Origin of the sequence: Acetobacter ascendens, assembly GCF_001766235.1 — a bacterium.
GTDB classification, from domain to species: domain Bacteria; phylum Pseudomonadota; class Alphaproteobacteria; order Acetobacterales; family Acetobacteraceae; genus Acetobacter; species Acetobacter ascendens.
In genome coordinates this window covers 289,181-314,587 of the sequence record NZ_CP015164.1, presented here as the reverse complement: position 1 = coordinate 314,587, position 25,407 = coordinate 289,181, and the positions used below count along the sequence as shown (strand labels likewise).

The following is a 25,407-nucleotide window of genomic DNA, read 5'->3' as shown; positions in this document are numbered from 1 at the left end:
CGGCGCAAACTTTATAAAGGCCAATGCAGGAAATAGCCGGGCATGTTGCCTTTCCTGTTTTCCATTACAGCGGCTGCGCCTATACAGCAGAACTTATGTCCTTTTCACTTCTTCTTCCGCGCCTATGGCGCATATGCGGGGGCCTTTTGGCCGCTACCGGCACCGTTATGGGCGCACTTACCGCCCACCTGCCAGATTCGGCCTTTGCTGCCGGTGGCCGCGTTATGGCCCATAGCGGCATGGAAATGCAGATGTGGCAAGGCATTGCCCTTGTTGCTCTAGGTCTTACAGCCAAACCCCAAGCAGGCCGTATCTTGCTGGCCGGTGGGTGTGGGCTGGTGCTGGGCACGCTGCTGTTTTGCGCGGGCGTATATTACACAGCTTTTACGGGCCACCATGCAGCCCACGTTGCCCCAACAGGTGGCAGCCTGCTCATTCTTTCGTGGCTGTTGCTTTCCGTTGGCTGGATATGCCGAGCATGAGCACCATTCGCACAGCATGGCTGGCCGCCGATGGGCTGACATCCGTTTTAGAAGCTGATCTGGCATGGCGCGGCGTAACTATTGACCGTTGGCATGGCCGTTTAGCACTTTCCAGCAGTCCACCCGTGTATTCCCCTTGGGCGCTGGATATCTGGCTGAACCCGCAGGTGGTGGAGATAGCCTCCATCCGCAATGCTGCAGACACTTTGCGCGCCATTCAACGGAATTGGAGCCTATATGCGGTTGATCACTTTCGGCGTACCGCGCTGATTACAGACAAACTGCCTCCGGTTAAAGCCGCTCCGCTGGTGTTTCCTACACTGCCACCAACAAACCCCTTGGGTGCGTGGACATTGCTGGACACCAACACGCTGCTTTTTTCTGCACGTAAAACCAGTCCGTTTGTAAATGGCGCGCCACAGTTTGTAGAAAACCGCACTGGCCCGCCTTCCCGCGCCTATCTGAAATTATGGGAAGCCTGCACGCGCCTTGGCCGCTGGCCTACGCCAGAAGAGCGTTGTTATGACCTGGGCGCCACCCCCGGCGGATGGACATGGGCCATTGCCAACCTTGGTGCACAAGTTACAGCATTTGACCGCGCACCGCTTGACCCCAAAGTGGCAGCTATGCCGGGCGTATCCTTCCAACAAGCCAGCGCCTTTGGCTTGGAACCCGAAAAACTCGCCGCTGTGGACTGGATGTTTTCAGACATCATTGCTTACCCACAGCGCCTTTTGCGGCTGACGCAAAACTGGGTAGCTTCTGGCAACACAGACAACATTGTGCTGACAGTGAAGTTTCAGGGCGAAACAGACCATGAAATTGTTGCTGTGTTTGAGGCCATTCCGGGTGGCAGCTTGGCGCATCTGGCCCATAACAAACATGAGCTGACATTTTTCTGGAACAAAACAGCCGCAGCCGAGAATAAACCCACATTGGCAGGCACAAATCTTACGCAAGAAGACGCTTAATACACACCGCAGAGTTACATGCTTAAAACCAGATAACACCCGCTTTTTAGCGTGGGCGTTATCTGGCCTGCTTGCGCCACCATTTTTGCAGCACCTGCACCAACAGAACAGCCAGAACAAAACAACCCAGCATCAGCCCTATGGACACCGCATTCTGGGTGCGGGCCTGCCCATCACCAGCCAGAAGTTGCAGCAGGTGCGTGCCCGCTTGCCCACCTGTAGCGGAATCAAATTTTGGCAGCAGCGCCAGGCCGCCGCGCAAAAGGGCAATCAGCACCACGGTAATTGCCACCGTGGCCAGTGTTTTCAGCGCCGTATAGGCCAAACTGGGTTGGGGTGCAGGCACTTTACAAATTTACCGGGAAGAGGACTTACCGTGTTTACGCATCTGCGCCTGATGCTGCTCGATGGAATCTTTCAGGCCCGGCACATCCTGCGCCACAATGGTATCTACATAGGTGTTGTTCTTCCAGACCCAGCGGTCTGTGCCATCCACCACAATATCCTTCATCCCCCCGTGGGCGGTGGACATCAGTTCAATCGGCCCGCTGACGGAATCCAGAATCTTATCCCAATCATTTCCACGCTTCAGATACACATCTGTTGAACAACCGGCAGAACCACACAGGCTGGCAGATTGCACTTGTACAAACAGCGCCATGCTACCGCCACTGGTGCTCAGCGGGGCAGAGCCAATCAGCACCAATGGTCTTTCCTTATGTCGGGCGGCGGCGGCCATATCTTCGGAATTCAGGCGGCGGGCTTCCTTGTCCAGCGATGTACCGGGCTGGCTTGTCAGAACAACCGGTGCACCACCAGCAGGGCTACGGGCCGCGGCAGTATGATGCGTGCGCTTGGATGTATGCGCATGCGTTTTGGTATGGCCCGTGGTTGTGGCGTGGCCGGGATTAACGCAAAACAGAAACATAAAGCCAGTTAACGCCTGACACAGCACAACACGATGGTTCAAAAGTGCGCTCCTTCCGCAACACAGGATCATAACCTACCCCAGCAGGATATCCCGATCATGATAGAACATAACCAGAATAAAGTAGATACCCAAGTGCCAGAAATGCCCTGCCCCGGTCTTTATAAACATTACAAGGGTGGACTTTATACTGTGATCTGCACAGGCCGCCACAGTGAAACCGAAGAATGGCTTGTAACGTACCGCAGTGAAGCGCGGGGAGATTACTGGGTGCGCCCCCTTGCCATGTGGCAAGAAAGTGTAAACGGCGTACCACGCTTTGCGTTGCTAAAAGCCGCCAATGCGGCAGAAACCGGGGCATAAGCGCCCCGGCCTTTATATATATGTAGCTTGGTTACTCAGCCGTTCTGCTGGGCAACCAGCTTTATCAGTTCGGCCACAATATCCGGATCTGCCAGAGTAGACAGATCACCCATATTTTCCAGATCATTCGCTGCAATCTTGCGCAGCAAACGCCGCACAATTTTGCCCGAACGTGTTTTAGGCAGATCCGGCACAACGTAAATTTTTTCTGGCACAGCATAGCGGCCCACGCCTGCGGCCACGGCCTTGTTTACGGCTGTAGCATCAAACGTGCCCTCCGCCTTGGGCACCACAAACACCACAAGGGCCTGCCCTTTCAGATCATGCGGCACGCCAACGGCCGCACTTTCCACTGCGGCATGATCTTCGGCCACGGCATCTTCAATTTCTGCCGTGCCAATGCGGTGGCCAGATACGTTGACTACATCATCCACACGGCCGGTAATCCAGTAATAGCCGGCAGCATCCCGCCGCGCGCCATCACCAGAGAAATAATGGCCCGGGCATGTGGTGAAATAGGTTTTGCAGAACCGTTCATGGTCCTGCCACAGCGTCATGGCCTGTCCGGGCCATGATTGCGCAAGACTCAACAGGCCTTCGCCCTCGCCTTCAATATCCTGCCCTTTGGCATCTGTAAGTGTAACAGCCACACCTGGCAGCGGCAGCCCAGCAGCCCCCGGTTTGCCTGCAACATTCTGGGCGCAGGCTGTAATCATCACGCCGCCGGTTTCTGTCTGCCACCATGTATCCACCACCGGGCAGGCATTGCGCCCCACTTCTGCATAAAACCACTTCCATGCTTCTGGGCTGATAGGCTCACCCACCGTGCCCAACACGCGCAAGCTGGACAGAGAACGGCTTTGCACCACAGAATCATCCTCACGCATGGCAGCGCGAATAACTGTGGGAGAGGTATAGAAAACCGAAACCTGATTCTGGTCTATTACATCCCACCAGCGGCCCGGCTGCGGCCATGATGGCAGGCCTTCATACACAAGAATGGTGCCACCATTTACCAATGGCCCGTACACCACATAGGTGTGTCCGGTAATCCAGCTTGTATCCGCCGTGCACCAGAACACATCATTGGGTTTGGCATCAAACACCAGTTCATGCGTGAAAGATGCCCACACCAGATACCCGCCCGTGCTGTGCACCAGCCCTTTGGGGCGGCCTGTGCTGCCAGATGTGTAAAGCAGAAACAACGGATCACACGCATTCATAACTTCTGGCGGGCAATCCGGTATTTCAAGCGCCACTTCTGCTGTGTAAGACAGATCCCGCCCTTTTTGCATGGGCACATCAGCACCCGTTACAGGCACCACCAACACATTGCGCACGGCACTTTGTGCCCCACACAGCTTTATGGCCTCATCCATTGTGGTCTTGCTGGGGATTTTCTTAGGCCCACGGCGCGCCACGTCTGCGGTAATCACCACCACAGCGCCGCTATCCGTCAGACGTTCGGCCAGACCCTCGGCAGAAAAACCACCAAACAGCACCACGTGTACCGCCCCAATACGGGCGCAGGCCAGCATGGAAATAACACCCTCTGCCACCATAGGCAGATGGATGGCCACGCGGTCTCCTTTTTTTACGCCCAAGCGGCGCAGCACATTACCCAAACGGCATACACGGGCATGTAGCTCACGGTATGAGAGCACCTCGCGGTGGCCGTCTTCCTGCCCCTGCCAGATCAGAGCAGCATTATCGGGCTGATACAGAACATGGCGGTCCAGACAGTTTTCAGCCGCATTCAGCCGCCCGTCTTCATACCAAGAAATCCGCACATCGCCGGTAAAGTCAGAGCGGGATGCGTGCATGGGTTGCGTATGCCATGCAAGCCTTTGCGCCTGAGCAAGCCAGAATTCCTCCGGATCACGTTGCGCCCGCTGCACAAGATCCTGATACCGATCAGAAACGGGGTTATCCGTTGCGGGGAAAAACGCATCTACCACTCTGTCTGGCCCTTTCGGCTTCTGTTGTTCTTGTTACGAAACAGAACTGGTTTGACCATATTGCACGCCTGCATGAAAGACCCTGCACCGCATGAACACTAAATAAAGTGCGTTCATACAGAAAAAGGGCCAGCCACCTGTGTGACTGACCCTTCCATCATGCCGTGTTCAGCGTGATCCGGCCTTATCAACAAAACCGGAATAACAGCCTTGTGCTTACAGAGAAGCCTTGGCCCGTTCCAGAACAGCCTTACAGGTTTTCTGGCGCACTGGCAGAACAGCCATGGCAATGGTGTAGGTGTGGTTGTTGGCATGCAGCAGACCAGCAGAACCATTGGCGTAAGGCATGCTGCCTTCCTGCCCTTCTGGTACGGCGTTGGTCTTTTTGTTGTATTCCTGCAGCGTGCGCCAGCCGTCGTCGTAATCAACGTATTCGTTCTGCACACAGTAGTTCAGCAGGCCAGCATTTTCTGCCGGATCAATGGAACCAACAAAGCCAGACGGATCTACATCTGTCAGGCGGGATGTATCTCCGGCGCGTGTTACGGGCGCATCTGTGTTTTCCTGCGCATGGGCAGACACAGCAGCCCCTGCCAGCAGAGATGTGGTGAGGGCAAGCGCCGACAGGGCACGTACGGCAATCAGTTTCATTCAGAATCTCCCTAGCGGAATATGCCTCAAACTGCCCTGTATCTGCCTGAAAGATCAAGCAGCCCCATTGCGCACCCCGCACATGGCAGACCACAGATATATCAGGGTTTTTCTATAAGCCTGACCCCAAGCCTTGCTGTGTGCATGGCCCGTGCCTGCCCTTGCGCAGCACCAGCAGCCCAAGCCCAGCCAGCCTGCTTTTGCGTGGCAAAGATACGAATATTGATGAATCTGCCTCACTTTTCTCAATTCAGCCGCAACACAAAAAGCCAGTTTTTTGTGAACTTCCCTGTTGCACCTATCTGAGATGTGTAGGTAGTCCTGAGCAATCCCTCTATGTTATAACAAAGTGTCCTACAGGTGTTATTCGTGTCTTCTTTCCTTCCTCGTGCTAGATCACGATCTAGTGAGTGTATGGGCGAAGCTGGGCGTTCCACCCAAATATACGCTTAACCTCCACCGAAAATTGGACAGCCAGCCAACCAGCAGGGTACAACGTTAACTTGTATCGAAAAAGAAACGACGAGCGGGAATACAAGGCATGCTGCCAGCCAGCCTTTTTGCAAAAACAGAAATAACAGGCCATGGCACCGCTTCTGAAGCCATATGCGACGCCTTGCGCCGCGCCATTCTTGAAGACCAGATTCAGCCCGGCCAACCGCTACCGCAATCTGAACTGGCCAGCGGCTTTGGTGTCAGCATTATTCCTGTGCGCGAGGCCCTGAAACATCTGGAAGCTGAAGGGCTTGTCACCTTCATGCCCAATAAAGGGGCGATGGTGATTGGCATGAATGAGGCGGATATTCTGGAATACTCCCAGATCCGCGCCATTTTAGAGGAACGCGCCGCCGCAGAAGGTGTACGCAACATGACACGCGTTGATTTTGCCCGCGTGGAAGATGCGTATGAAGCCTTTGTAGAGGGTGTGCATGGCCCTTCTGGGCGTATCCGCTCTGGCGCGCTCAACCGGGCTTTTCATAATTCCATTTACGCATCGGCCCGCAGCCCGCGCTTGCTTGAAATGATAGAAGACCTGCACGTGCGGCTTGATCGCTATATTCGTGGGCATCTGGTGATAGAGGGCCGCAAGGATATTACAGATCTGGAACACAAGGCGATTCTAGATGCCTGCCGCAACCGCGATGCCGATTTATGCGCGCATCTCACGCGCACGCATATTCTGGAAGCGGCGACTATTTCCATAGATGTGTTCCGCAGCAGAAAAGCTGCAAAAACCGCCAGAACAGGCACCTGATTTCCCCTTATGGAAATTCACAAAAACCCTAGCGCTACAGGTAGGGTTTAAAGAGCGGAACACCTCTGCATTTCTGGATAATATATTATGTTGCAAATCATATATTATCATGTCAGGAGGGAATAATCATTATGAAGCCAAAACTACCTGCACACACGGCAGGCCCGGTTATGGCTCACCAATCCGGAATGAAAAGCCCATGTCATCCACAGACACGTTCGCTCCTGATTTTGCATCCCGCACACCACTTCGGCAGGCCATTATTGAAGCCATGCGCCGCCCCGAAGCCCAGTGCGTGGAAACCCTGACACCAGACGCCACATTAACAGAGGCAGAAAACGGCTCTGTTGCCACTATGGCTGCCAAACTGGCCGAAGCCCTGCGCGCGCGCCGCAGCCCGGGGCTGGTGGAAACACTGGTGCAGGAGTTCTCGCTTTCCTCCACCGAGGGCGTGGCCCTAATGTGTCTGGCCGAAGCGCTGCTGCGTATTCCAGACGTTGCCACGCGCGATGCGCTAATTCAGGACAAGATTGGTGAAAGCAACTGGCTTTCTCATGTTGCGCGCGGCAAGCCTTTGTTTGCCAACGCCGCCGCATGGGGGCTGGCGCTTACCGGCAAACTGGTAACCGATCATGATGAAGGCACGATTGCCAGCTATTTGCTCAACTTTGCCGAACGCACATCTAAACCCATTATCCGCAAGGCCGTAGATGCCGCCATGCGCCTGATGGGCGAACAGTTTGTGCTGGGCCAGACCATTGATCAGGCCCGCAAGAACAGCGCCAAGCTGGAAGCTGACGGTTTTTCCTATTCCTACGATATGCTGGGCGAGGCCGCGTTTACCGCGCACGATGCAGAACGCTACCGGCAGGATTATATCAACGCCATCAACACCATTGGCCGCAGCGCAACCGGCAACAATGTGTATGACCGGCCCGGCATTTCCATCAAACTTTCCGCTCTGCACCCACGCTATGCCCGCGCGCAGTATGACCGTGTAATGGGGGAACTGCTGCCGGTTGTGCAGGAACTTACGCTGCTGGCCCGCAAATACGATATCGGCCTGAATATTGATGCGGAAGAAACAGAACGTCTGGATGTCTCTTTAGATATTCTGGAAGCCCTGTGCGCCACGCCGGGGCTGGAAGGCTGGAACGGCATCGGTTTTGTGGTGCAGGCTTACGGCAAGCGCTGCCCCTATGTGCTGGATTACATTATTGATCTGGCCAAGCGCACCAACCGCCGCATTATGGTGCGCTTGGTAAAAGGCGCTTACTGGGATAGCGAAATCAAGAAAGCACAGGTTGAGGGCATGGCGGATTTTCCCGTTTATACCCGCAAGTGCCACACAGATATCAGCTACATTGCCTGCGCCCGCAAATTGCTGAACGCGCGTGATGTCATTTTCCCGCAATTTGCCACGCACAACGCCCGCACGCTTTCCACCATTTACACTTTGGCAGGTGAAAAGTTCGAGCTTGGCTCTTACGAATTCCAGTGCCTGCACGGTATGGGCGAACCGCTGTACAAACAGGTTGTGGGGGCGGATAAGTTCAACCGTCCGTGCCGCATTTATGCACCTGTTGGCACGCATGAAACCCTGCTGGCCTACCTTGTGCGCCGCCTGCTGGAAAACGGGGCTAATTCCTCCTTCGTCAATCAGATTGGGGATAGCGCCATTCCGCTTTCATCCCTGATTGAAAACCCCATTGATGTGGCCCACCGTTACGCACCCTATGGCGCACCGCACACAGAAATCCGCAACCCGCGAGATCTGTTTGCGCCAGAACGCATCAACTCCGCAGGGGTGGATCTGGCGGATGACAAAGTTCTGTCCGCACTGGCAATCGGCATTAAAGATGCCCCGCAAACGTGGGAAGCCAGCCCCATGGTTGTGGGTGTGAAAAAGAAAGGCGCTTTCCGCCCCGTTACCAACCCGGCAGACCGGCGCGATGTGGTGGGCAAGGTCTCTTACGCCACGCCAGATGTGGTGACAAAAGCTGTAGATGCCGCACAAAAAGGCCAGCAGGATTGGGCCAACCGCAGCCCGGCAGAACGTGCAGATATTCTGCAAAAAGCCTCTGACATTCTGGAAGAACGCACAGATGATCTTCTGGCACTTCTGGGGCGTGAAGCCGGAAAATCCCTCCCCAACGCCGTGGCAGAAGTGCGTGAGGCTGTAGACTTCCTGCGCTATTACGGAGCCACCATCCGGCGGGATTTTGATAATACCACCCACAAGCCACTGGGGATTGTCACCTGCATTAGCCCGTGGAACTTCCCGCTGGCCATCTTTATCGGCCAGATTGCCGCAGCCCTTGCGGCCGGTAACGTTGTTCTGGCCAAACCAGCAGAAGAAACACCCCTTGTTGCGGCCGTGGCCGTGGGCATTTTGCAAGAAGCAGGCGTGCCCCCCGCAGCCCTGCAACTGCTGACAGGTGAAGGTGACGTAGGCGCTGCTGCCGTGGCGGATGAGCGCGTCATGGGTGTGATGTTCACTGGCTCCACCACCGTGGCGCAAATTATCAACCACCAGCTTCTGGAACGCCGCACAGCTACCGGCCAGCCCGTGCCATTTGTGGCCGAAACCGGCGGCCAGAATGCCATGATTGTGGATTCCTCCGCACTGGCAGAACAGGTTGTGGCTGATGTTCTGGCCTCTGCCTTTGATAGTGCAGGCCAGCGCTGCTCCGCCCTGCGCGTTCTGTGTGTGCAGGAAGATTGTGCAGACCACGTTCTGGCTATGCTGCGCGGCGCTATGCGTGAACTGCGTATTGGCAACCCCGCGCATCTTTCCTGCGATGTGGGCCCGGTGATTACCGAGGAAGCCGCTGCAAACATTACGGCGCATGTTAATGCCTTTAAAGCGCGCAAGGCTCCGGTTATGGCGCTGCCTGTGCCAGAAGCCTGCGCCAATGGCAGTTACGTGCCGCCCACATTGATTGAAGTGCTGAACATTCGGGAAATCGGGCCGGAAGTATTTGGCCCCGTGCTGCATGTTCTGCGCTTCCAGCGTGACAAGCTGGAAGAACTGCTGCTGGAAATTAACGATACCGGCTACGGGCTAACATTCGGCCTGCATACCCGGTTGGATTCCACAATCAAAAGCGTGCTCTCACAGGTTGAGGCAGGCAATCTTTACGTCAACCGCAACACCATTGGCGCGGTGGTGGGTGTACAGCCCTTTGGTGGGCGTGGCCTTTCTGGCACCGGCCCCAAGGCAGGTGGCCCGCTTATTCTGCGCCGTCTGCTGTCCGAAGCTCCAACAGTGGCGCAGATTGTGCGGGGCCGCACCACGCCAGAAATGGCGCAGTGGACAGACTGGCTGCGTGAAAAAGGTGAAAGCAAAGCCGCGCAGATTGCTGGCAATCTGGCACGCCTGCCGCTGGTGGGCGGAGAAATCACCCTCCCCGGCCCTGTGGGTGAGCAGAACATCTACCGCCTGAGCGCGCGCGGCAACGTGCTGTGCGTGCCCATCACGCTGGCAGGGCTGTATGATCAGGTTTCTCTGGCACTGGCTGGGGGCAACACCGCACTGGTGCTGGCAGAAGAAAACCTGACAGAATGGCTGGATAGACTGCCAGATATTCTGCGTCAGGCCATTCGCCCAGTTGTCAGCGCAACGGCCCTGCCCTGCTCTATCCTGCTGGGTGAAGATGATAACGCCATCTTCCGCAGTGCACGCAAAACACTAGCAGAAGCCAATGGCCCCATTGTTTCTGCCTTTGTAACGGGCGCAACATTGCCTGGTGTTGAAGTGGTGCTGGAAGAGCAGTCTCGCAGCATCAACACCACCGCAGCGGGTGGCAATGCCAGCCTGATGACACTGAACTAACCAGCCAGCACGGTATGAACCAAGCCCTCGGCGTTTTTGTGCGCCGGGGGTTTTGTTTGTACGGCTGTGCCTCCTGCGTGGGGCATGGCTCATCTTACAAGAGATCATCTTTTCGTGAGCAGAGATGGTGATATAACGCGCATCCTTCTATTACAAAACGCGCATAAAACCTCTCTTTTCATTCTTTTTCTTTAGAGGAGAAATTATGACAGCCCGTACGGGACATGATGCCAAGCTGGTTATTGCCATTCTGCTGGTTACAATGGCAATGGGCATGCTGGATGCCATATCCCTACTGCATCTGAAAATTTTTGCAGGATATATGACAGCCACCATTATTCTTATGGCTGTTAACATTGCCACTTCTCAGGCCATTGTTCTTTCTGGCCTAGAAGCCATTGCCTGTTACTTTACGGGGGCCATTATTGGTGGCACGCCTTGTACGGCGTGAACGCCATACACGCCTTGTAGTGGGAGATATCCTGCTGGGTGTTGGCTGCCTTGTGGGGCTGGCCGCGTTTGTGTGGTGTGCACAGCTTAGAGGCAGCATTTACATTACGCTGGGCATGCTCTCGCTAGCCATGGGGCTGCAAACTTCTGCCACGCGCCATGCCAAACTGCCGGATATGGTGCTGCCTGCCGCCACTATGGTGCTGCACGGGCTGGCCCATAACAGCACAGTGGCTGGGGGCACAAACTCTGGCACTTGGCGCAGATTAGCCGCTATTGCCAGCCTGTTTGTGGGGGCCGTTATTGGCACTCTGGTTTCTGATAAAAATGTTGGAATTGGTATTGCCGCTGCGGGTGCTACCGTTTTTGCGGCGGGTGGCCTGCTGCATTGGCGCCGCCACCCTCTTGCCCTGCATCTGGACAAAATGAGTATTCCCTAAACAACGGGAATACTCAGTAAATACAAAGCTCAGCCAGCTTTTTTGTTATTGGTGGCAAAGTAAACAGCCATAAGGTAGCACACCACCGAGCTGCCCATGGTTGCCAGAGCCGTCATCCGTTCGGATGGGTTCAGCAACATGGCCACAAACACCAGCACCACACCAGCAAGTGTTACGTAATTGCACAGCGGGAAAAGCGGCAGCGTGTAATTTTCTGCCTCTGTGCCAGCCTTCCGCGCTGCACGGCGCGTAACAATGTAAGATGTTACAATCAGGCTGTAGATCAGCAGGATAACGCCACCACTACAGCTTAGCAGAAAGGCAAAGATGGTGCCCGGTGCCAGAATGGATGAGAAAGCCACCAACGTGCCCGCAAGGCTGCTAACAATAATGGCCTTACGCGGCACAACAGCGGCAGAGCTACGCGCCAAAAAGCCCGGAGCATCCCCCTGAGCAGCCAGCTCTGTAAGAATGCGCGATGTAATATACATGGCGGAGTTCAGGCAGGAGAGAATGGCGCTCAGCACCACAATACGCATCAGCAACCCTGCACCGGGCACGCCCATAACATCCATAGCCGCCACAAAAGGCGATTTACCGGCGACAATGTTTGTCCACGGCACCACAATCAGGATCATACCCACGGCGGCCACGTAAAACAGTGTAATACGGCGGCCAAGGCTGCGGGTTACACGGGCCACATTTTTACCCGGCTCTGGAGATTCAGCAGCGGCTACTGTGGCAATTTCTGAACCCATCATGGTGAACAAAATGGTGGGAATAATAGAAAGCAGCGCCACAACACCATGCGGGAAAAGCCCACCATGCCCCAGCAGATTTTCCTTTACAGAAACGCCCGGCCCAAACACATGCGCCGCATATAAAAGGGAAATAGCAATAAAGGCGATAATGCTGAAAACTTTAATGGCAGAAAGCCAGAATTCACATTCACCAAAAACGCGTGGGGCTGCAAAGTTAATAAGTTTAAGAACAAGAATAAGCACAACAGAAAGCAGCCAAACTGGCAGATGCACCCAATCTTGTAACAGAATGGCGCCGGCTATGGCCTCACTTCCCAACACCACCACCCAGAAGAACCAGTAAAGCCACCCTGCGGTAAAGCCCACTTTATCTCCATGTGCAGCGCGAATGTATTCTACAAAGGACCCGCGCCCGGGGTCCGCCACAACCATTTCCCCCAGCATGCGCATCACCAGGATAACCAGAAATCCTACCAGCAGAAACGCCAGCAGAACCGCAGGCCCCGTTGCTGCAATGGCAGCGCCACTGCCAACAAACAGGCCAGCCCCAATAGTGCCGCCCAGAGCGATCATAGCTATGTGGCGATTACGCAGCCCGTCTGCGGGTTTTTCCGCAGGAAGGGTTGTCGGTTCGGGCATCAGGAAATCCTTTATTCTTGTTGTCCTGCAAGTTTCTACCCCAAAACGAAACGTTTTGGGAAATTCTCGTTAGAAATGCTTGTAAAAATAGGCTTCCAGCACGCCTGCATGCCGCCCGATATTGTGCATACGATACCCCGTTGGCACCCCTGCGCGTGAAAGCGCCCGCCCTGCCGGGCCACTAAAGGCTGTGCCTGCGGCAACCGCGGCTGATGTGGTTTCGTCCAGCATATATTCGGCCGTAAAATCCACTTCGTTTGAAACATGGCGGCCCACGTTCTTCAGCCCCATACCGGAGGGATACAGCAGGGAGAGATCGTAAAAATGCACACCCAGCTTAAGCTCATCCTTTTTACGGAACAGGTGCACAGGCGGCGTGCCGGTAAGGTCAAACTGATGCACTTCCAAATCAGAAAGCGGGGCAAGATACATGCCCACAATTTCACCCGGCCAGTAACCGCCATAGGTGTAGCGTTTACCATCATACAGGAAGAACGTATCGTAATTGCGCTTGACCGAACCTTCGGCATTTTTGCCGCCACCAAAACGCGTGTACCGATAAAACAGGTGTGGTTTCCACGGCAGCATGGAGAACGTATAGCCGGGTTCGAAAAACATACCGTAGGCTTCTACTGATTTGTAGCCATTGCCTGCGTGGCTGTTCTGTTCGGATACAAAGTTGCCGTAGAACGTAAAGTTTTTTGAAATTCCCAACGCCTTGATGGGAAACAGTGTGCCACCCCAGCTCAGGGCTGCTACGTTCATGCCGTTACGATCTGCACGTGTGGAATAATCGTAATGAGATGACCCATCTGCATCACGCACATGGAAGTAGGTTAACGTTACATACGCCGCACGATCTGCATATGTAGACCCACCATGCCCACCGGGTTTGTTTTTAAACCAGGATACATCAAACCCGACAAACTTGGTTTTGGGGCGATCATACCCGCGGTCAATGTCGTTGTCGGAATTGCTTTCCAACATAAAGACATCCCCACGCACGGAATCACCTTCCAGCTTGATCACGCCTGGGCCAGAAAACGCATATCGCGGTGCATACCACCATGCGCCTCTATCACCCGCGCTGTAGGTGCCTTTACCAATCAGAAAGCCATCATCCACCGCAAAGGCCTGTCTGCCGCCCTGCACCGTAAGAACCTGGTTGCCGCCTGCCATCTTGAGCGGCACTTCTACGCCCAGATTGGCTTCTTCCAAATAAATGGAGCGCGGCGTGCCAGATGTTTGAGAAACTTCCTCCGCATCACCATCACCCAGCGTGGTGGCACCAATGGCAGAAGCCTTGCCAATAACGGTAAAGCCCCAGCCCGTTTGCCAAGACCCCATAAGCATGGGCTTGCCGTAAAATTCGCCATATGTGCTGTTTTTATGCCGCACCAGAGCGCCAGAGGATTTAGTGCCGTAAGACCCAGCGCCAAAGTTGGTATTGGGCAGGAAAAAAGCAGACCCACCAATATCCAGCGCGCCCTGAAGGGTGATCCCCTTAATGGAAACGAGCGTTTGTTCTGCCCGCACCTCTTCTGGCGCTACAAACGCGGCCAGACCGAGCGCGACTAAAGAACAGCTTGCCTTAACAAACCCGCGAGACCCGCGGCACACTGAAGAGGCATGAGAACGCGCATGCCGGACAAAGGAATTACTCATAATCAGCCCGCGTCTGCATGAAGTTGAAACCCAGACGCACACGTACAAAAAAAGCGGTAAAGCTGTTTCTGTACAAAAATGATATCCTGCATCAGATATGCCACGTGCAGAGGATCTCCTTGTTGCAATCTGTTACGGGACAGATATGTATTGCATATACACATCTCTTTTTATAATCATCACACAACAATATATGATATTCAAGAGATTATAATAAAAAATTCTGAATCTTTTTTACTTCTATATTTTGTATAATCAAGATGTATTGTTAAATAATAAAAAGAGTATTTTGTATTTCTTTCATGTATTCCAAAACAAAGAATGCTTACCATATCGGATGTGAAACAATAATTTCATGAAAAATTATCTTGCCGCATGCACAATGTACATGCCTTCAGGTGCGCATCTGCCTTTTAGGAGTTCTGATTTTATGCGTGATATGTATAATTCTTTTTATGCAAACTAAATATTCAACATATATCATTATAAAATTTTCTGTATTATGGTTATTATCCTGTATATATTTTTATACACCCCATAAAAATCACTCATTTAATATAAACTTCAAATGATATAGCAGGTCTATATACATTCATATATACAGTTTATTTAAATACTAAATCAGCGAGACAGAAAACGCCGCATACGTTTCCATACCTCAAAAGCTTATTAGAGCCCTTTTGGAAATTCACGGATGAGCGTTTCGGCGTAGCATGAGGCTTCCCATGGCGATGTGGATCATGGCCTCTGCGACGTCGATCCGCTGTTCGTAGTCCTTCACAAGGCGACGCCAGCGGATCATCCAACCGAAGGTCCGTTCCACAACCCACCGACGCGGCAGGATTTCAAACCCTTTTGCTGTCTCTGACCGCCGGATGATCTCGACTGTGAAGTCGAGAAAAGTGGCCTTATCCATCAACTGGAGGCGGTCATAGGCTCCATCGGCAAACAGGTGCTTCACCCAAGGCCAGCGTTTACGAATGGCATCAAGGATCATCTGTCCTCCTGCACTGTCCGAAATATCGGCTGTTGTCAGCTGGACCAGGAGAAGGCGGCCATCCGTATCAACTGCGATGTGACGTTTCCGACCGACGATCTTCTTGCCTGCGTCATAACCACGTGTCTTTGCGTGGGGTGCCTTGATACTCTGGCTATCAATGACACCACCCGATGGACTGGTTTCGCGTCCTGTCGCTTCACGATCGAGCATCAGACAGACATCATGAATGGTCTGGAACAGGAAACGGCGCATCAGCCTGCGGAACCACCAGTAAACCGTTTGCCATGGGCCAAAATGAACCGGAAGCATCTCCCAACCGCAGCCTGAGCGCACGAGATAGCGCAGAGCATTGATGATCTCACGGAAATCGGTTGTCCGTTTCCGACCACGCCGGTTCGCAGGGGGCATCAGAGGCGCTATGCGCTCCCATTCCTCATCTGTCAGATCAGACGGATAGCGTTTCGTCTTGCGTGTAATTCCGGCCATGCGGCCTCGTTGTGCTGGCGTCCACATCCTGCCTTTGAATCACGCTCAAAACCTCTTGAAAACCTATCATAGCGAATTTCCAAAAGGGCTCTTAGTGTTGGAATGAAAAAGAAGCTATGCCCTGTTCCTATATTGTATGAACGCATCATAACAACATTGAAACAGGGCTATCCCGCATTACTGCGGCATACTGGGGTATTTTACGGGCACGTGCTCAGATATACCGCCGTCCCACACACCGCCTTTAGTGGTATCCGGTGTATCCCGGTCTTCCACCTTTACCTTCTCGGCTTCCCCGCCATCCCATACACCCCCTTTGGTTGTATCGGGCTGATCCGGATTCTTAACCTCAACATGCCTGGAAACACCACCATCCCATGTGGCAGCAGAAGCACTCTGTACAAACCCGAGGCCAAGAACAGCGACACACATATAAAGTGTCTTTTTCATTTTTCTCTCCTCGTTTAACAAAACTGTAACAGGATGTATTTCTTATTTGTTTATTTTCAACACGAGGACTGTGCATTCTCCGTATGTCTGCTCTTTAAAAAGCAATCATCGTGAACAGCCCAACACATGCTCCGGGCATCTGGACAGCAATGTGGCCATAAAAAAAGGAACCCCAAAAACGGGTTCCTTGCGCAGGATTTATCTTGTGTGAAGAACATATTTTGCGGATTCAATGCTTTTCCATCCGCAAAATATGTAACACCTAACCTATAACGCAGACTTACAGCGCCAACAGCAGAAGCATATTGCAACCAATTGAAATTTCTAAATTTTTAGGAAATTGGAGCGGATGAAGGGAATGTCACAGACCCATTCGAAACACTCGATAAATGGCAGTTTCTCAAAGAAAAACAGCTACCAACACATAAACCACCAGACTGGTAGCACCAGAGCCTTGCACGATTATCAGCAAGCAATTCAGTTGCATGGCGTCATATCAGCATCCACACGAAGCCTGCAAGAGAGCCGTTTTCTTCTTGTTTGCTTCATTCATCAGAAGCCAATGACCGAAGAGTGCTATATATCAATTAGTTAGAGAAGAAAGGCACCGATAGACACTTGTGCGACCCATGCCGAGCTTCTTGGCGATTTCTGTGGGTGTCATGCCTTGCTCATGCAGCTTGCTGACTTCATGGGCTTGGCTCCGTGCTGTGGGTTTGCGGCCCTTGTATTTGCCCTCCGCCTTGGCCTTGGCAATGCCTTCTGCTTGTCGCTCTTTCATCAGATCACGTTCAAACTCAGCCACAGCACCCAGCATGGTGAGCATCAGTTTGCTTGTCGGGTTGCTGGTGTCCAGAGTCTGCCCGCCCATGCTCTGAACAATCAGGCGGCACCCTTTGGCCTGAATGGCCTTCACATAACCAAGAAGATCAGCGGTTGAACGTGCAAGCCTATCTGGCTTCATGACCATCAAGACATCACCTTGGCGCATGTGTTCCAATGCAGCAGCAAGCTGTGGCCTGTCTGTGCTGGCTCCGCTCACCTGCTCCTGAAAGACCTTCTCACACCCAGCCGCCCACAAGTCTCTGACCTGTGCTTCCAATCCTGCAAGCTGTTCTGTGGTGCTGGTGCGGGCATAACCAATCTTCATGACGTTCTGTTCCATTAGGGCCTAGACCCTGAACAGATAGTGTTCCAAAACACATAAAGTCAACCCTATTGGAACGGAAAAGTGTTCCATCAATTATGTTCCGATAGACCTTGCTCAGTGGCCGGTATGTTCTCATTCACATTCCCATAGGCGTCTTGGACTGGCTCATAGGCGTCTGAGGCTTGGTCTATCTGCTTCCTTGCCGACAAGGCATCCACCACAGCCTTCTCAGCTATGCCCATGCAAGAGGCTTCCCACTCACCACCAAGGGGCGGCTTGCCTATCTCTCTGAGCTTCTCATTGACCACAGAACGGAGGGCAGCAAGAGCGGCATCACGGCGCTGGATAGCTTCCTGCTTGTCCTTGGTCTGGAGTGACTTCACGAAGTCTTGCCGGATGCCCGACTTGGTCTGGAAAGCCTGCCCCACGTCCTTCCAGCGGTTTCTTGGAATAGACAGGCGGGCAGACCACAAGCCACTTGCAGCCCTTCTCAATCCAAACATCTTCTCGGCATCCTTCTTCATACCCATAGGAAGAACTACCGCTGACCCACTACCAACACGGTATATCGTGCTGCTGGGTGATGTTCATAAGTCATTGATTTCATTGGGAAAATGCACATTGGAGCGGATGAAGGGAATCGAACCCTCGTATGCAGCTTGGGAAGCTGCCGTTCTACCATTGAACTACATCCGCATCTTTGTGGGGCGCACTATACCGATACATCGCGCAAAAAGCAACGTATCAGTTTTACTCGGCTTCCATTTCTGCACTCACCAAATCAGAAATATGCCCGATTTCTCGCAGATGCAGCCCCTCCGGCGGGCGAGAGCGCGTATTGCCCCGTGCAATGCGCCGGGGCAGCACGGCTCGGTCAAACCCCAGCTTGGCAGCTTCCTTCAAACGGGCATCGGCCTGTGCCACTTGCCGCACCTCGCCTGAAAGACCTACTTCGCCAAAATAAACCTCTCCGGGGCTGGTGGGCACGCCGCTGGCGGCAGAAACCAGCGCCGCAGCCACAGCCAGATCTGCCGCAGGCTCCGCCACTTTCAGGCCGCCGGCCACGTTCAGATACACATCCATGCTAGAAAGTTTAAGCCCGCAACGTGTTTCCAGCACAGCCAGCAACATGGAAAGGCGGCCTGTATCCCACCCCACCACGGCGCGGCGCGGTGCGCCATCTCCGCCTTTGGGGGCCAGTAAAGCCTGCACTTCCAGCAAAACGGGGCGCGTACCTTCCAACCCAGCAAATACGGCAGACCCGGCAATATTCCCCCGCCGTTCGGCCAGAAACAGAGCTGATGGGTTGCTAACTTCCTCCAGCCCGCGATCTGTCATGGCAAACACGCCAATTTCATCCGTTGCGCCGTAACGGTTTTTGGCGGCACGCAAGATACGGAACTGGTGGCCCCTATCACCTTCAAAATACATCACGGCATCCACCATGTGCTCCAGCACACGCGGGCCTGCCAATGCGCCCTCCTTGGTAACGTGCCCCACCAGAATAAGGCTGAAGCCCCGGCGCTTGGCTGCACGTATCAACTCAAACGCACAGGCCCGCACCTGAGAGACCGTGCCCGGTGCGCTATCTATGGTTTCAAGCCACATGGTCTGGATGGAATCAATCACCACCGCCCGCACGTCGGGTTCGGCTTCCAGCGTGGCCACAATATCCGCCACGTTAATGGATGCCGCCAGATCCAGCTTGGCCCCGGCCACCTCTAATCTCTGGGCGCGCAGGCGGATCTGATCCACCGCTTCTTCACCAGAAATATACAGCACCCGCTCGCCCTTACCTGCCAGCTTGCTGGCGGCCTGAAGCAGCAGAGTAGATTTACCTATGCCGGGGTCCCCCCCCACCAACACAACAGAGGCAGGCACAAGGCCACCGCCCAGAACCCGATCAAGTTCTGCAATGCCAGTTTGGGTGCGTGGTGGAAGTTTGATTTCCCCTTCCAGCGCCTGTAGCGCTACACGCCGCCCCTTGCCGCCGCGCACCGCGGCAGAGGATGCGGCCAAGGGTTCCACAGCCATTTCTTCCAGCGTGTTCCATTCACCGCAGGCATCGCATTGCCCGGCCCATTTGGCATGTACAGCGCCACAGTTGCGGCAAACATAGGTGCGGGAAAGTTTTTTAGCCATCAGGCAAGCTCTTTTGCTGTCTGGTTCATCCCCCCTGATGTGGAATAAAACAGGAACAAACTCAAGGGCTCGCCTGAACTGTTTTTACGCGTAACCCAATTGCGCGTTCAGATCGGCCATGCCGGATTTATGGAAATACGCCTCAAACACATCACACCACGGGTCTGGCTGCTGCCGGGCTTCGCCCGAAAATGTAGGGGTGCGCACGCCATATGTCTGCACAAACGCATCAGACAAACGCTGTGTAAATTCCGGGTTGATAGCCTGCAATTTTTCAATGTTATGCGGCTGCAAATCACCCTGTTTCAGGCTTTCATAACGCAGCACGATGCTTTGGGGCGATGTATCAGCAAGCATCATACGGGCCATCTGGCGCACATGTTCCAGCCCACGTTCATGCTCTACGGCCAGAAAAGCTGTTACGCGGGCATCGCCTTCCTGCTCACGCCAGAACTGGCCCAGAAAATCATCTGGCTCCGGCGGGATCATATACAGCAAAAAGCGGAACATGCTTTTCATGATGTCACGCAGGTTGCGCACAACAGAAAGCACCACCACGCCCTGGCTGCGCACATGGTCTATAACGTGCTGAAAATCACAATGCGCCACAACATGGCCACCTTGCAGCGTGGCGGTTACCAGATCCAGCGGGCAATATAACCGCAGTGTTTCAGGCATAATGTGCACACGCTCATCCGGCAGGCCGCGGTAATCATCCACCACATCCTCACCCCCCAGATGCAGACGATGGGAAGGACAGCCCGCTGCCTTTAGCGCAGCTTCTACATAATAGGTGCCAGCCTTGGGAATGGTGTTAACCATAACAGGCGGCAGGCCCGGTGTTTCACATATATCTGTTGTTATCAGGGTATTGAGATAAAGTGGGTATCTGCGGCCTTCTACCGTGCCTGCCCACCCGTTTCCCGTACGATGATACCGACTGCTCACCTGCCCCTGAATATTTAACAGGCACAGTTCTTCCCCATCCATACACCATGTATGTTCGTTTTCGTGCTGATACCCATAAAGCTGGCCGTTGGGCAGAAAGACCACCTTGCCGTAATTATTATTGCAAGGAGACCCAAACACAAAAACAGAACGGGAAACATCATTCATAATTGAACACCCCATATAGTGCCATTTCGCAAAATGGCTGGGCGCTCTTTGCCACCTCTGTTCAAAAATTTAAACAAATTTTATTATTTGAAAGGGCAATACCACCTCCCCCACCACGCAACGATGCTTTGACGAACCCGCTCGCACAGGTTACGGCTGCTGGAACTGCCTTTTCACACTTCAGCAGGAACGGACAGTCCACACTCATGGACATGGTGCTTAATCTTGTGGCCCACCTTGGCCGCGCTACACTTTCCCTTATTCGCGCGGCGGGGGCTTTGGCCCTGTTTGCGGCTTCTGGGCTTTCGCACATTGTGCGCCCTCCGTTTTATGGGCGGGTATTTTTATCCACCTTTTTAGAAACAGGCTTTTTCTCTTTGCCTGTGGTGGCGCTTACGGCGCTGTTTTCTGGCGGGGTGATTGCGCTGCAATCCTATACCGGGTTTGCACAATACCATGCCCAAAGTGCTATTGCCGGAATTGTGGTGCTGGCCGTTACGCGTGAACTGGGGCCGGTGCTGGCTGGCCTTATGGTGGCTGGCCGCGTGGGTGCTGCCATGGCTGCCCAGATTGGCACCATGCGCGTAACAGACCAGATAGATGCGCTCACCACCCTTTCCACCAACCCCATGAAGTATCTGGTAGCCCCGCGCTTGCTGGCCGGGCTTATTGCCCTGCCCCTGCTGGTGCTGGTGGCAGACATATTGGGTGTTGCAGGTGGCTTTACCGTAGCGGTGGTAAAGTTGGGCTTTTCTGCACCCGCTTACATTACGGCCACGCTGAACTCCCTCAAGGCCATTGATGTGACTGTAGGGTTGGTAAAGGCCGCGCTGTTTGGGTTCCTTATTGCGCTGATGGGCTGCTACTACGGCTATAACAGTAAAGGTGGAGCAGAAGGTGTGGGCTCTGCCACAACAGCCGCCGTGGTGGCCGCTTCCATCATGCTGCTGGCCTTTGATTACCTGCTGACAGACCTGTTCTTTTCACAATGAGCCAGACCATGACAGGCACCACGCCTAAAATCCGTATTCGGGACCTGCACAAATCCTTCGGCACCAAAAAGGTGCTGGATGGTGTTTCCATGGATGTTGCACAGGGCACATCCTTTGTTGTTATCGGCGGGTCTGGCTCGGGCAAATCCGTGCTGTTACGCTGCATTCTGGGGCTGATTACGCCAGATTCCGGCATTATTGAAATTGATGGCGAAAACGTTCTGGAAGCCTCGGAAAAGCGGCGTGAAAAACGGCGCAGTGAAATTGGCATGCTGTTCCAGAACGCCGCCCTGTTTGACAGTTTAACCGTATGGGAAAACGTCACCTTCGGCCTGCTGGCGCTTCATAAAATCACCCGCAAAAATGCCCGCAACCATGCTGGCACCATTCTGGCGCAGGTGGGGCTTGATCCTTCTGTGGGGGATTTATACCCATCTGAACTTTCTGGCGGCATGCAAAAGCGTGTGGGCTTGGCCCGTGCCATTGCTGCCCAGCCGGATATTTTGTTTTTTGATGAACCCACCACCGGGCTGGACCCCATTATGGGGGCGGTGATTGATGGGCTGATTGTAGATTGCGTGAAAAAGCTGGGCTCCACCGCCATTGCCATTACGCATGATATGGCATCCGCCCAGCGCATTGGGGATGAAGCCGCCATGCTCTACAAAGGCAAGCTGATCTGGCAGGGAGCAGCAGCCTCCCTTATGAACAGTGGTAACCCGTATGTAGATCAGTTTACACATGGGCGGCGTGAAGGCCCCATCAGCATGGAATTGCGGCGTTAATCACTCTTGCCTGCAATCTCCACTTGCCCACGATGCCCTGCAATGAGATAGAAAAAGCAGACAAAACGGGTAAGGGATATTCGGTAAGATGAAACGCGCGGTTCTGCTGCTGGCCTGCACCTTGGGACTATCCGCCTGTGGCATGTTTAGCTCCAGTGAACCGAAACATCTGACCACAGCCGCCCAGTGGGAAAAATACGGGTATCATGATCACCTCAAAACAGGTGATGACGACTAACTCCATCACTTTTCCCATACGTTAATTTCTACCCCTGCCACTATTTGATGGCAGGGCTTTATCTGTTTGAATGTGCACAGCGTATACGCCGCCTGCACAAAACAGAAACTTGCGCACGCGCCCAATAACACTAAGCCGCTGGCTTAATAGTGGCGCAACCCCCTCTTACGCCGCTACGTTACGGATATAAGTGTTATTTTTTCCAGACACCTGAAACACAAGGTTTTCTGATGCGTTTGAAGCGGTTCTGTTCTCTTTTTCTATCGTGCTTTGTGCTTACGCAGGGTGCCCTGTTTTTTGCAACCAGCTCCCCCCTTTTGGCAGCCACCACAGAAAACACACAGGTTACGGAACCGGCCCCAACAACCCTTATTACCAATACTGCTGATATTGTCAGTAACAGCACGCTGGAAAGTATTGGCACAGAAATAAGCGCCATTTACCAAAGCAGTCAGCAAGAAAGAAGCAACGCCCAAAGCACAACAGAACTGGCCACCTTGCTGCGCCGCGCCAATGCTGTAGCTACACAAACAGATACCCTGCAAGCCCGCCTAAAACCCTACCAAGCGGTTTATCAAAACTTTTTAGATATTCTGGGCAAGCCGCCGGGCAAAGATGAACCGGCAGAAGCGGCCTCCATTACCGAGCAGCGCAAACTCCTGCTGACCAAACAGCAGGATATCAATTCCCGCATGACGCGGCTTAAGCTGTATCAGGTAGAAGCCCAGCAGCTTGTTAATGAACTGCGCCAGCATGGCACCGCCATACAGCAGGCTACCTTGTGGCAGCGTTTTCCCTCACCTCTGGGTGTTAATTTCTGGTCTCAGTTTACCAGCAATTTCCGTGCAGACACCACACGGCTCAGCGCTTTGGGGGGAGAAGCCCTTGGGGTGCTGGGCGTAGCTTTTGCTGGCAAGCGCATCTTTATTTCGCTCGGCGGTCTAGCACTTTCCGCCTTGCTTTTGGTGGGGTGGTTTTTCTCACACGGCATTATTCGCCGGGTGGTGGTGCGTATTTTACCTGCAGGACGTATCCGCCCCATTATCGCAACTCTTATTTGTGGTGTGCTTAGCCTGTTGGCATGGGGCTTTTCCTTCCAGATTTTGTGGAGCGTTCTGGCCTTTGATAACTCTGCGCTGGATGAAGATTTAACCACCCTTGGCAGCATGATGGGCGCGCAGTTTCCACTTTGCGGGCTTGTTATTGAGTTGGGGTTTTGCCTGCTTTCACGCCATCCAGAATGGCGTATCTTTCCGATGTCGGACACCATTGCGCGCAATTTACGGCTGTTTCCGCTCTGGTTGGCGGCAGCGCTTATTATGCGTGGGTTCCTGCGTTATATTGATACGCAAAGCGGCATTTCCATGCTGTCCGTACAGTTTATGGATGGCCTGTATGTGCTGGCGGTAAGCCCTTTGCTGTTTGTTATCCCGCAGGAATTGCGCATTTCCGACCAAGCAGAAAACACACCCAGCCAACCCTCGCGCACACAGTTTTTAATCAGTCTGGCTATGGGAATTTCCATTGTCTGCTGGCTGGCTGTTTTTTCAGGCTATATTCCGCTGGCTTACACCATCATCTCATGGTTGAGCATGATGGCCATTAGCATGACTGGCCTTTTGCTGCTTTCCCTTTTGGTTACGGTTATGGCCAGCACGCTTTTCCCGGCCAGTGCGCCTTTGGGGCGGCATCTGGTTGAGCTGGGGCTGCCCCCGCGGCTTGTAAACCAGATGTGTGTGGTGGTACCCGGTATTGTAAATGTGCTGCTGCTGGCCGTAGCTTATGCTGTTGCCACCAGTGGCGATGGGTTTGACCCGCAGCAAATCTGGCACCAGCTTTACTGGTTGTTTCATGGCCAAGCCAGTACCGATGGCTCCCATATCTCTCTGGATGCCATTTTGCTGTGCGCCGTGTTGCCGGTTGCGGGCTATTACACCATCAGCATTTTAAAATCTTGGTTCAAGCAAAGGTTTTTCCCCACCACGCGGTTAGATATCGGGGCGCAGGCCTCCATCCTGAGTATTCTAAGCTATGCGGCTTGGATTTTGGTGGGGCTAAGCATGCTGGCGGTGCTAGGCGTTACCGTTAAAAGCATGACATGGGTTGTTAGCGCGCTTTCTGTGGGTATTGGCTTTGGCTTGCAATCCATTGTGCAAAACTTTGTTTCTGGCATTATTCTTATGGCTGAACGCCCGGTTTCCATTGGGGATGTTGTGACCATTGCAGGTGTTACCGGCACGGTAGAACGCATTAGCGTGCGCTCTACCGATATCCGGCTAGATGATAAATCCACCATGATTGTCCCCAACTCGCAGTTCATTACCTCGGCTGTCAAAAATGCTACACGGGCACAAAAGCCCGGTGTGTTCACCATAGAACTCAATCTACCTTTTGCATCTGATCTGGATAAAGCCATGGATGTTATGGCGCGCACCCTTGCCGCCTGTAAGGATGTGGATGCAACCGTGCAGCCAAGTGTCAGCATGTCTTCCGTATCTGATGGCTCTGCCCTGCTGATTGGATCTGCCAAGGCCGTAAGTGGCACGGACCTTACAGCCGTGCGTAGTGCCGCACTTTTTGAAATCTGGAAGGCGTTTCAGGAAAACAAAATACCGGTTACGGTGCGGCAAAACCTGATAACCGTTTAACC

Annotated in this window: 21 protein-coding genes, 1 tRNA gene and 1 pseudogene; 10 read left to right on the top strand and 13 right to left on the bottom strand. The window is 53.5% G+C overall.

Annotation, left to right across the window (positions count from 1 at the left end):
* Positions 1–23 precede the first annotated feature (23 nt).
* On the top strand, positions 24–482 hold the full coding sequence (locus A4S02_RS01610; protein ID WP_082246721.1) for a DUF423 domain-containing protein: 459 nt from the start codon (positions 24–26) through the stop codon (positions 480–482).
* Positions 479–1,453, top strand: coding sequence for an SAM-dependent methyltransferase (locus A4S02_RS01605; RefSeq protein WP_070322744.1), 975 nt, complete (start codon positions 479–481; stop codon positions 1,451–1,453). The genes A4S02_RS01610 and A4S02_RS01605 overlap by 4 nt, the downstream gene beginning before the upstream one ends.
* 58 nt (positions 1,454–1,511) lie before the next feature.
* On the opposite strand, the gene A4S02_RS01600 is transcribed toward A4S02_RS01605, so the two are convergent.
* Both A4S02_RS01600 and A4S02_RS01595 read right to left on the bottom strand, forming a co-directional pair.
* Positions 1,512–1,799, bottom strand: coding sequence for a hypothetical protein (locus A4S02_RS01600; RefSeq protein ID WP_070322743.1), 288 nt, complete (start codon positions 1,797–1,799; stop codon positions 1,512–1,514).
* A 9-nt stretch (positions 1,800–1,808) separates the two neighbouring features.
* Complete coding sequence (locus A4S02_RS01595) at positions 1,809–2,381, bottom strand: hypothetical protein (RefSeq protein ID WP_026019446.1); 573 nt, start codon at positions 2,379–2,381, stop codon at positions 1,809–1,811.
* Positions 2,382–2,414: 33 nt separating this feature from the next.
* Between A4S02_RS01595 and A4S02_RS01590 the strand changes: the two genes are divergently transcribed.
* Positions 2,415–2,744, top strand: a complete 330-nt coding sequence (locus A4S02_RS01590) for a DUF1653 domain-containing protein (protein WP_019089754.1) — start codon at positions 2,415–2,417, stop codon at positions 2,742–2,744.
* Between the two features lie 35 nt (positions 2,745–2,779).
* On the opposite strand, the gene acs is transcribed toward A4S02_RS01590, so the two are convergent.
* Positions 2,780–4,702 (bottom strand): acetate--CoA ligase, encoded by a 1,923-nt coding sequence (gene acs / locus A4S02_RS01585; protein ID WP_070322742.1) that lies wholly within the window; start codon positions 4,700–4,702, stop codon positions 2,780–2,782.
* Between the two features lie 216 nt (positions 4,703–4,918).
* Positions 4,919–5,353, bottom strand: a complete 435-nt coding sequence (locus tag A4S02_RS01580) for a hypothetical protein (RefSeq protein WP_019089756.1) — start codon at positions 5,351–5,353, stop codon at positions 4,919–4,921.
* A gap of 541 nt (positions 5,354–5,894) precedes the next feature.
* Between A4S02_RS01580 and A4S02_RS01570 the strand changes: the two genes are divergently transcribed.
* The 3 genes and pseudogenes from A4S02_RS01570 to A4S02_RS01560 all read left to right on the top strand — a co-directional run bounded on the left by A4S02_RS01570 (position 5,895) and on the right by A4S02_RS01560 (position 11,333).
* A complete protein-coding gene (locus A4S02_RS01570; protein ID WP_019089758.1) occupies positions 5,895–6,608 on the top strand; it encodes a GntR family transcriptional regulator in 714 nt (237 codons plus the stop codon).
* A gap of 109 nt (positions 6,609–6,717) precedes the next feature.
* Positions 6,718–10,443, top strand: coding sequence for a bifunctional proline dehydrogenase/L-glutamate gamma-semialdehyde dehydrogenase PutA (gene putA, locus A4S02_RS01565; RefSeq protein WP_082246856.1), 3,726 nt, complete (start codon positions 6,718–6,720; stop codon positions 10,441–10,443).
* A 205-nt stretch (positions 10,444–10,648) separates the two neighbouring features.
* Positions 10,649–11,333, top strand: a pseudogene (locus A4S02_RS01560) (YoaK family protein).
* 29 nt (positions 11,334–11,362) lie between these two features.
* Here A4S02_RS01560 and A4S02_RS01555 read toward each other — a convergent pair.
* The 9 genes from A4S02_RS01555 to A4S02_RS01515 all read right to left on the bottom strand — a co-directional run bounded on the left by A4S02_RS01555 (position 11,363) and on the right by A4S02_RS01515 (position 20,742).
* Positions 11,363–12,733, bottom strand: a complete 1,371-nt coding sequence (locus tag A4S02_RS01555; RefSeq protein ID WP_070322740.1) for an amino acid permease — start codon at positions 12,731–12,733, stop codon at positions 11,363–11,365.
* Positions 12,734–12,802: 69 nt separating this feature from the next.
* Positions 12,803–14,398: a hypothetical protein gene (locus A4S02_RS01550; protein WP_019089763.1), complete on the bottom strand. Its 1,596-nt coding sequence runs from the start codon at positions 14,396–14,398 to the stop codon at positions 12,803–12,805.
* A gap of 688 nt (positions 14,399–15,086) precedes the next feature.
* Positions 15,087–15,911 (bottom strand): IS5-like element IS12528 family transposase, encoded by an 825-nt coding sequence (locus A4S02_RS01545; RefSeq protein ID WP_082246712.1) that lies wholly within the window; start codon positions 15,909–15,911, stop codon positions 15,087–15,089.
* A 150-nt stretch (positions 15,912–16,061) separates the two neighbouring features.
* Entirely contained in the window at positions 16,062–16,316 is a 255-nt protein-coding gene (locus tag A4S02_RS01540; protein ID WP_228142428.1) for a hypothetical protein, read from the bottom strand.
* A 601-nt stretch (positions 16,317–16,917) separates the two neighbouring features.
* Positions 16,918–17,484: a recombinase family protein gene (locus tag A4S02_RS01535; RefSeq protein ID WP_070324137.1), complete on the bottom strand. Its 567-nt coding sequence runs from the start codon at positions 17,482–17,484 to the stop codon at positions 16,918–16,920.
* A gap of 89 nt (positions 17,485–17,573) precedes the next feature.
* On the bottom strand, positions 17,574–18,008 hold the full coding sequence (locus A4S02_RS01530; RefSeq protein WP_157885523.1) for a hypothetical protein: 435 nt from the start codon (positions 18,006–18,008) through the stop codon (positions 17,574–17,576).
* 98 nt (positions 18,009–18,106) lie between these two features.
* Positions 18,107–18,180: transfer RNA gene (locus A4S02_RS01525), tRNA-Gly, on the bottom strand.
* Positions 18,181–18,234: 54 nt separating this feature from the next.
* Positions 18,235–19,626: a DNA repair protein RadA gene (gene radA, locus A4S02_RS01520; protein WP_070322738.1), complete on the bottom strand. Its 1,392-nt coding sequence runs from the start codon at positions 19,624–19,626 to the stop codon at positions 18,235–18,237.
* Between the two features lie 84 nt (positions 19,627–19,710).
* The gene (locus A4S02_RS01515; RefSeq protein ID WP_070324136.1) at positions 19,711–20,742 is read right to left on the bottom strand and encodes a hypothetical protein; all 1,032 of its coding nucleotides are present in this window, start codon (positions 20,740–20,742) and stop codon (positions 19,711–19,713) included.
* A gap of 206 nt (positions 20,743–20,948) precedes the next feature.
* Between A4S02_RS01515 and A4S02_RS01510 the strand changes: the two genes are divergently transcribed.
* From A4S02_RS01510 to A4S02_RS01500, 4 genes are all read left to right on the top strand, one after another.
* The gene (locus A4S02_RS01510) at positions 20,949–21,734 is read left to right on the top strand and encodes an MlaE family ABC transporter permease (protein ID WP_070322737.1); all 786 of its coding nucleotides are present in this window, start codon (positions 20,949–20,951) and stop codon (positions 21,732–21,734) included.
* Positions 21,731–22,519 (top strand): ABC transporter ATP-binding protein, encoded by a 789-nt coding sequence (locus A4S02_RS01505; RefSeq protein ID WP_082246720.1) that lies wholly within the window; start codon positions 21,731–21,733, stop codon positions 22,517–22,519. Before A4S02_RS01510 ends, A4S02_RS01505 begins: the two co-directional genes overlap by 4 nt.
* Before the next feature lie 88 nt (positions 22,520–22,607).
* Complete coding sequence (locus tag A4S02_RS15825; RefSeq protein WP_003629136.1) at positions 22,608–22,757, top strand: hypothetical protein; 150 nt, start codon at positions 22,608–22,610, stop codon at positions 22,755–22,757.
* A 230-nt stretch (positions 22,758–22,987) separates the two neighbouring features.
* Entirely contained in the window at positions 22,988–25,405 is a 2,418-nt protein-coding gene (locus A4S02_RS01500) for a mechanosensitive ion channel domain-containing protein (RefSeq protein WP_070322736.1), read from the top strand.
* Positions 25,406–25,407: the final 2 nt, after the last annotated feature.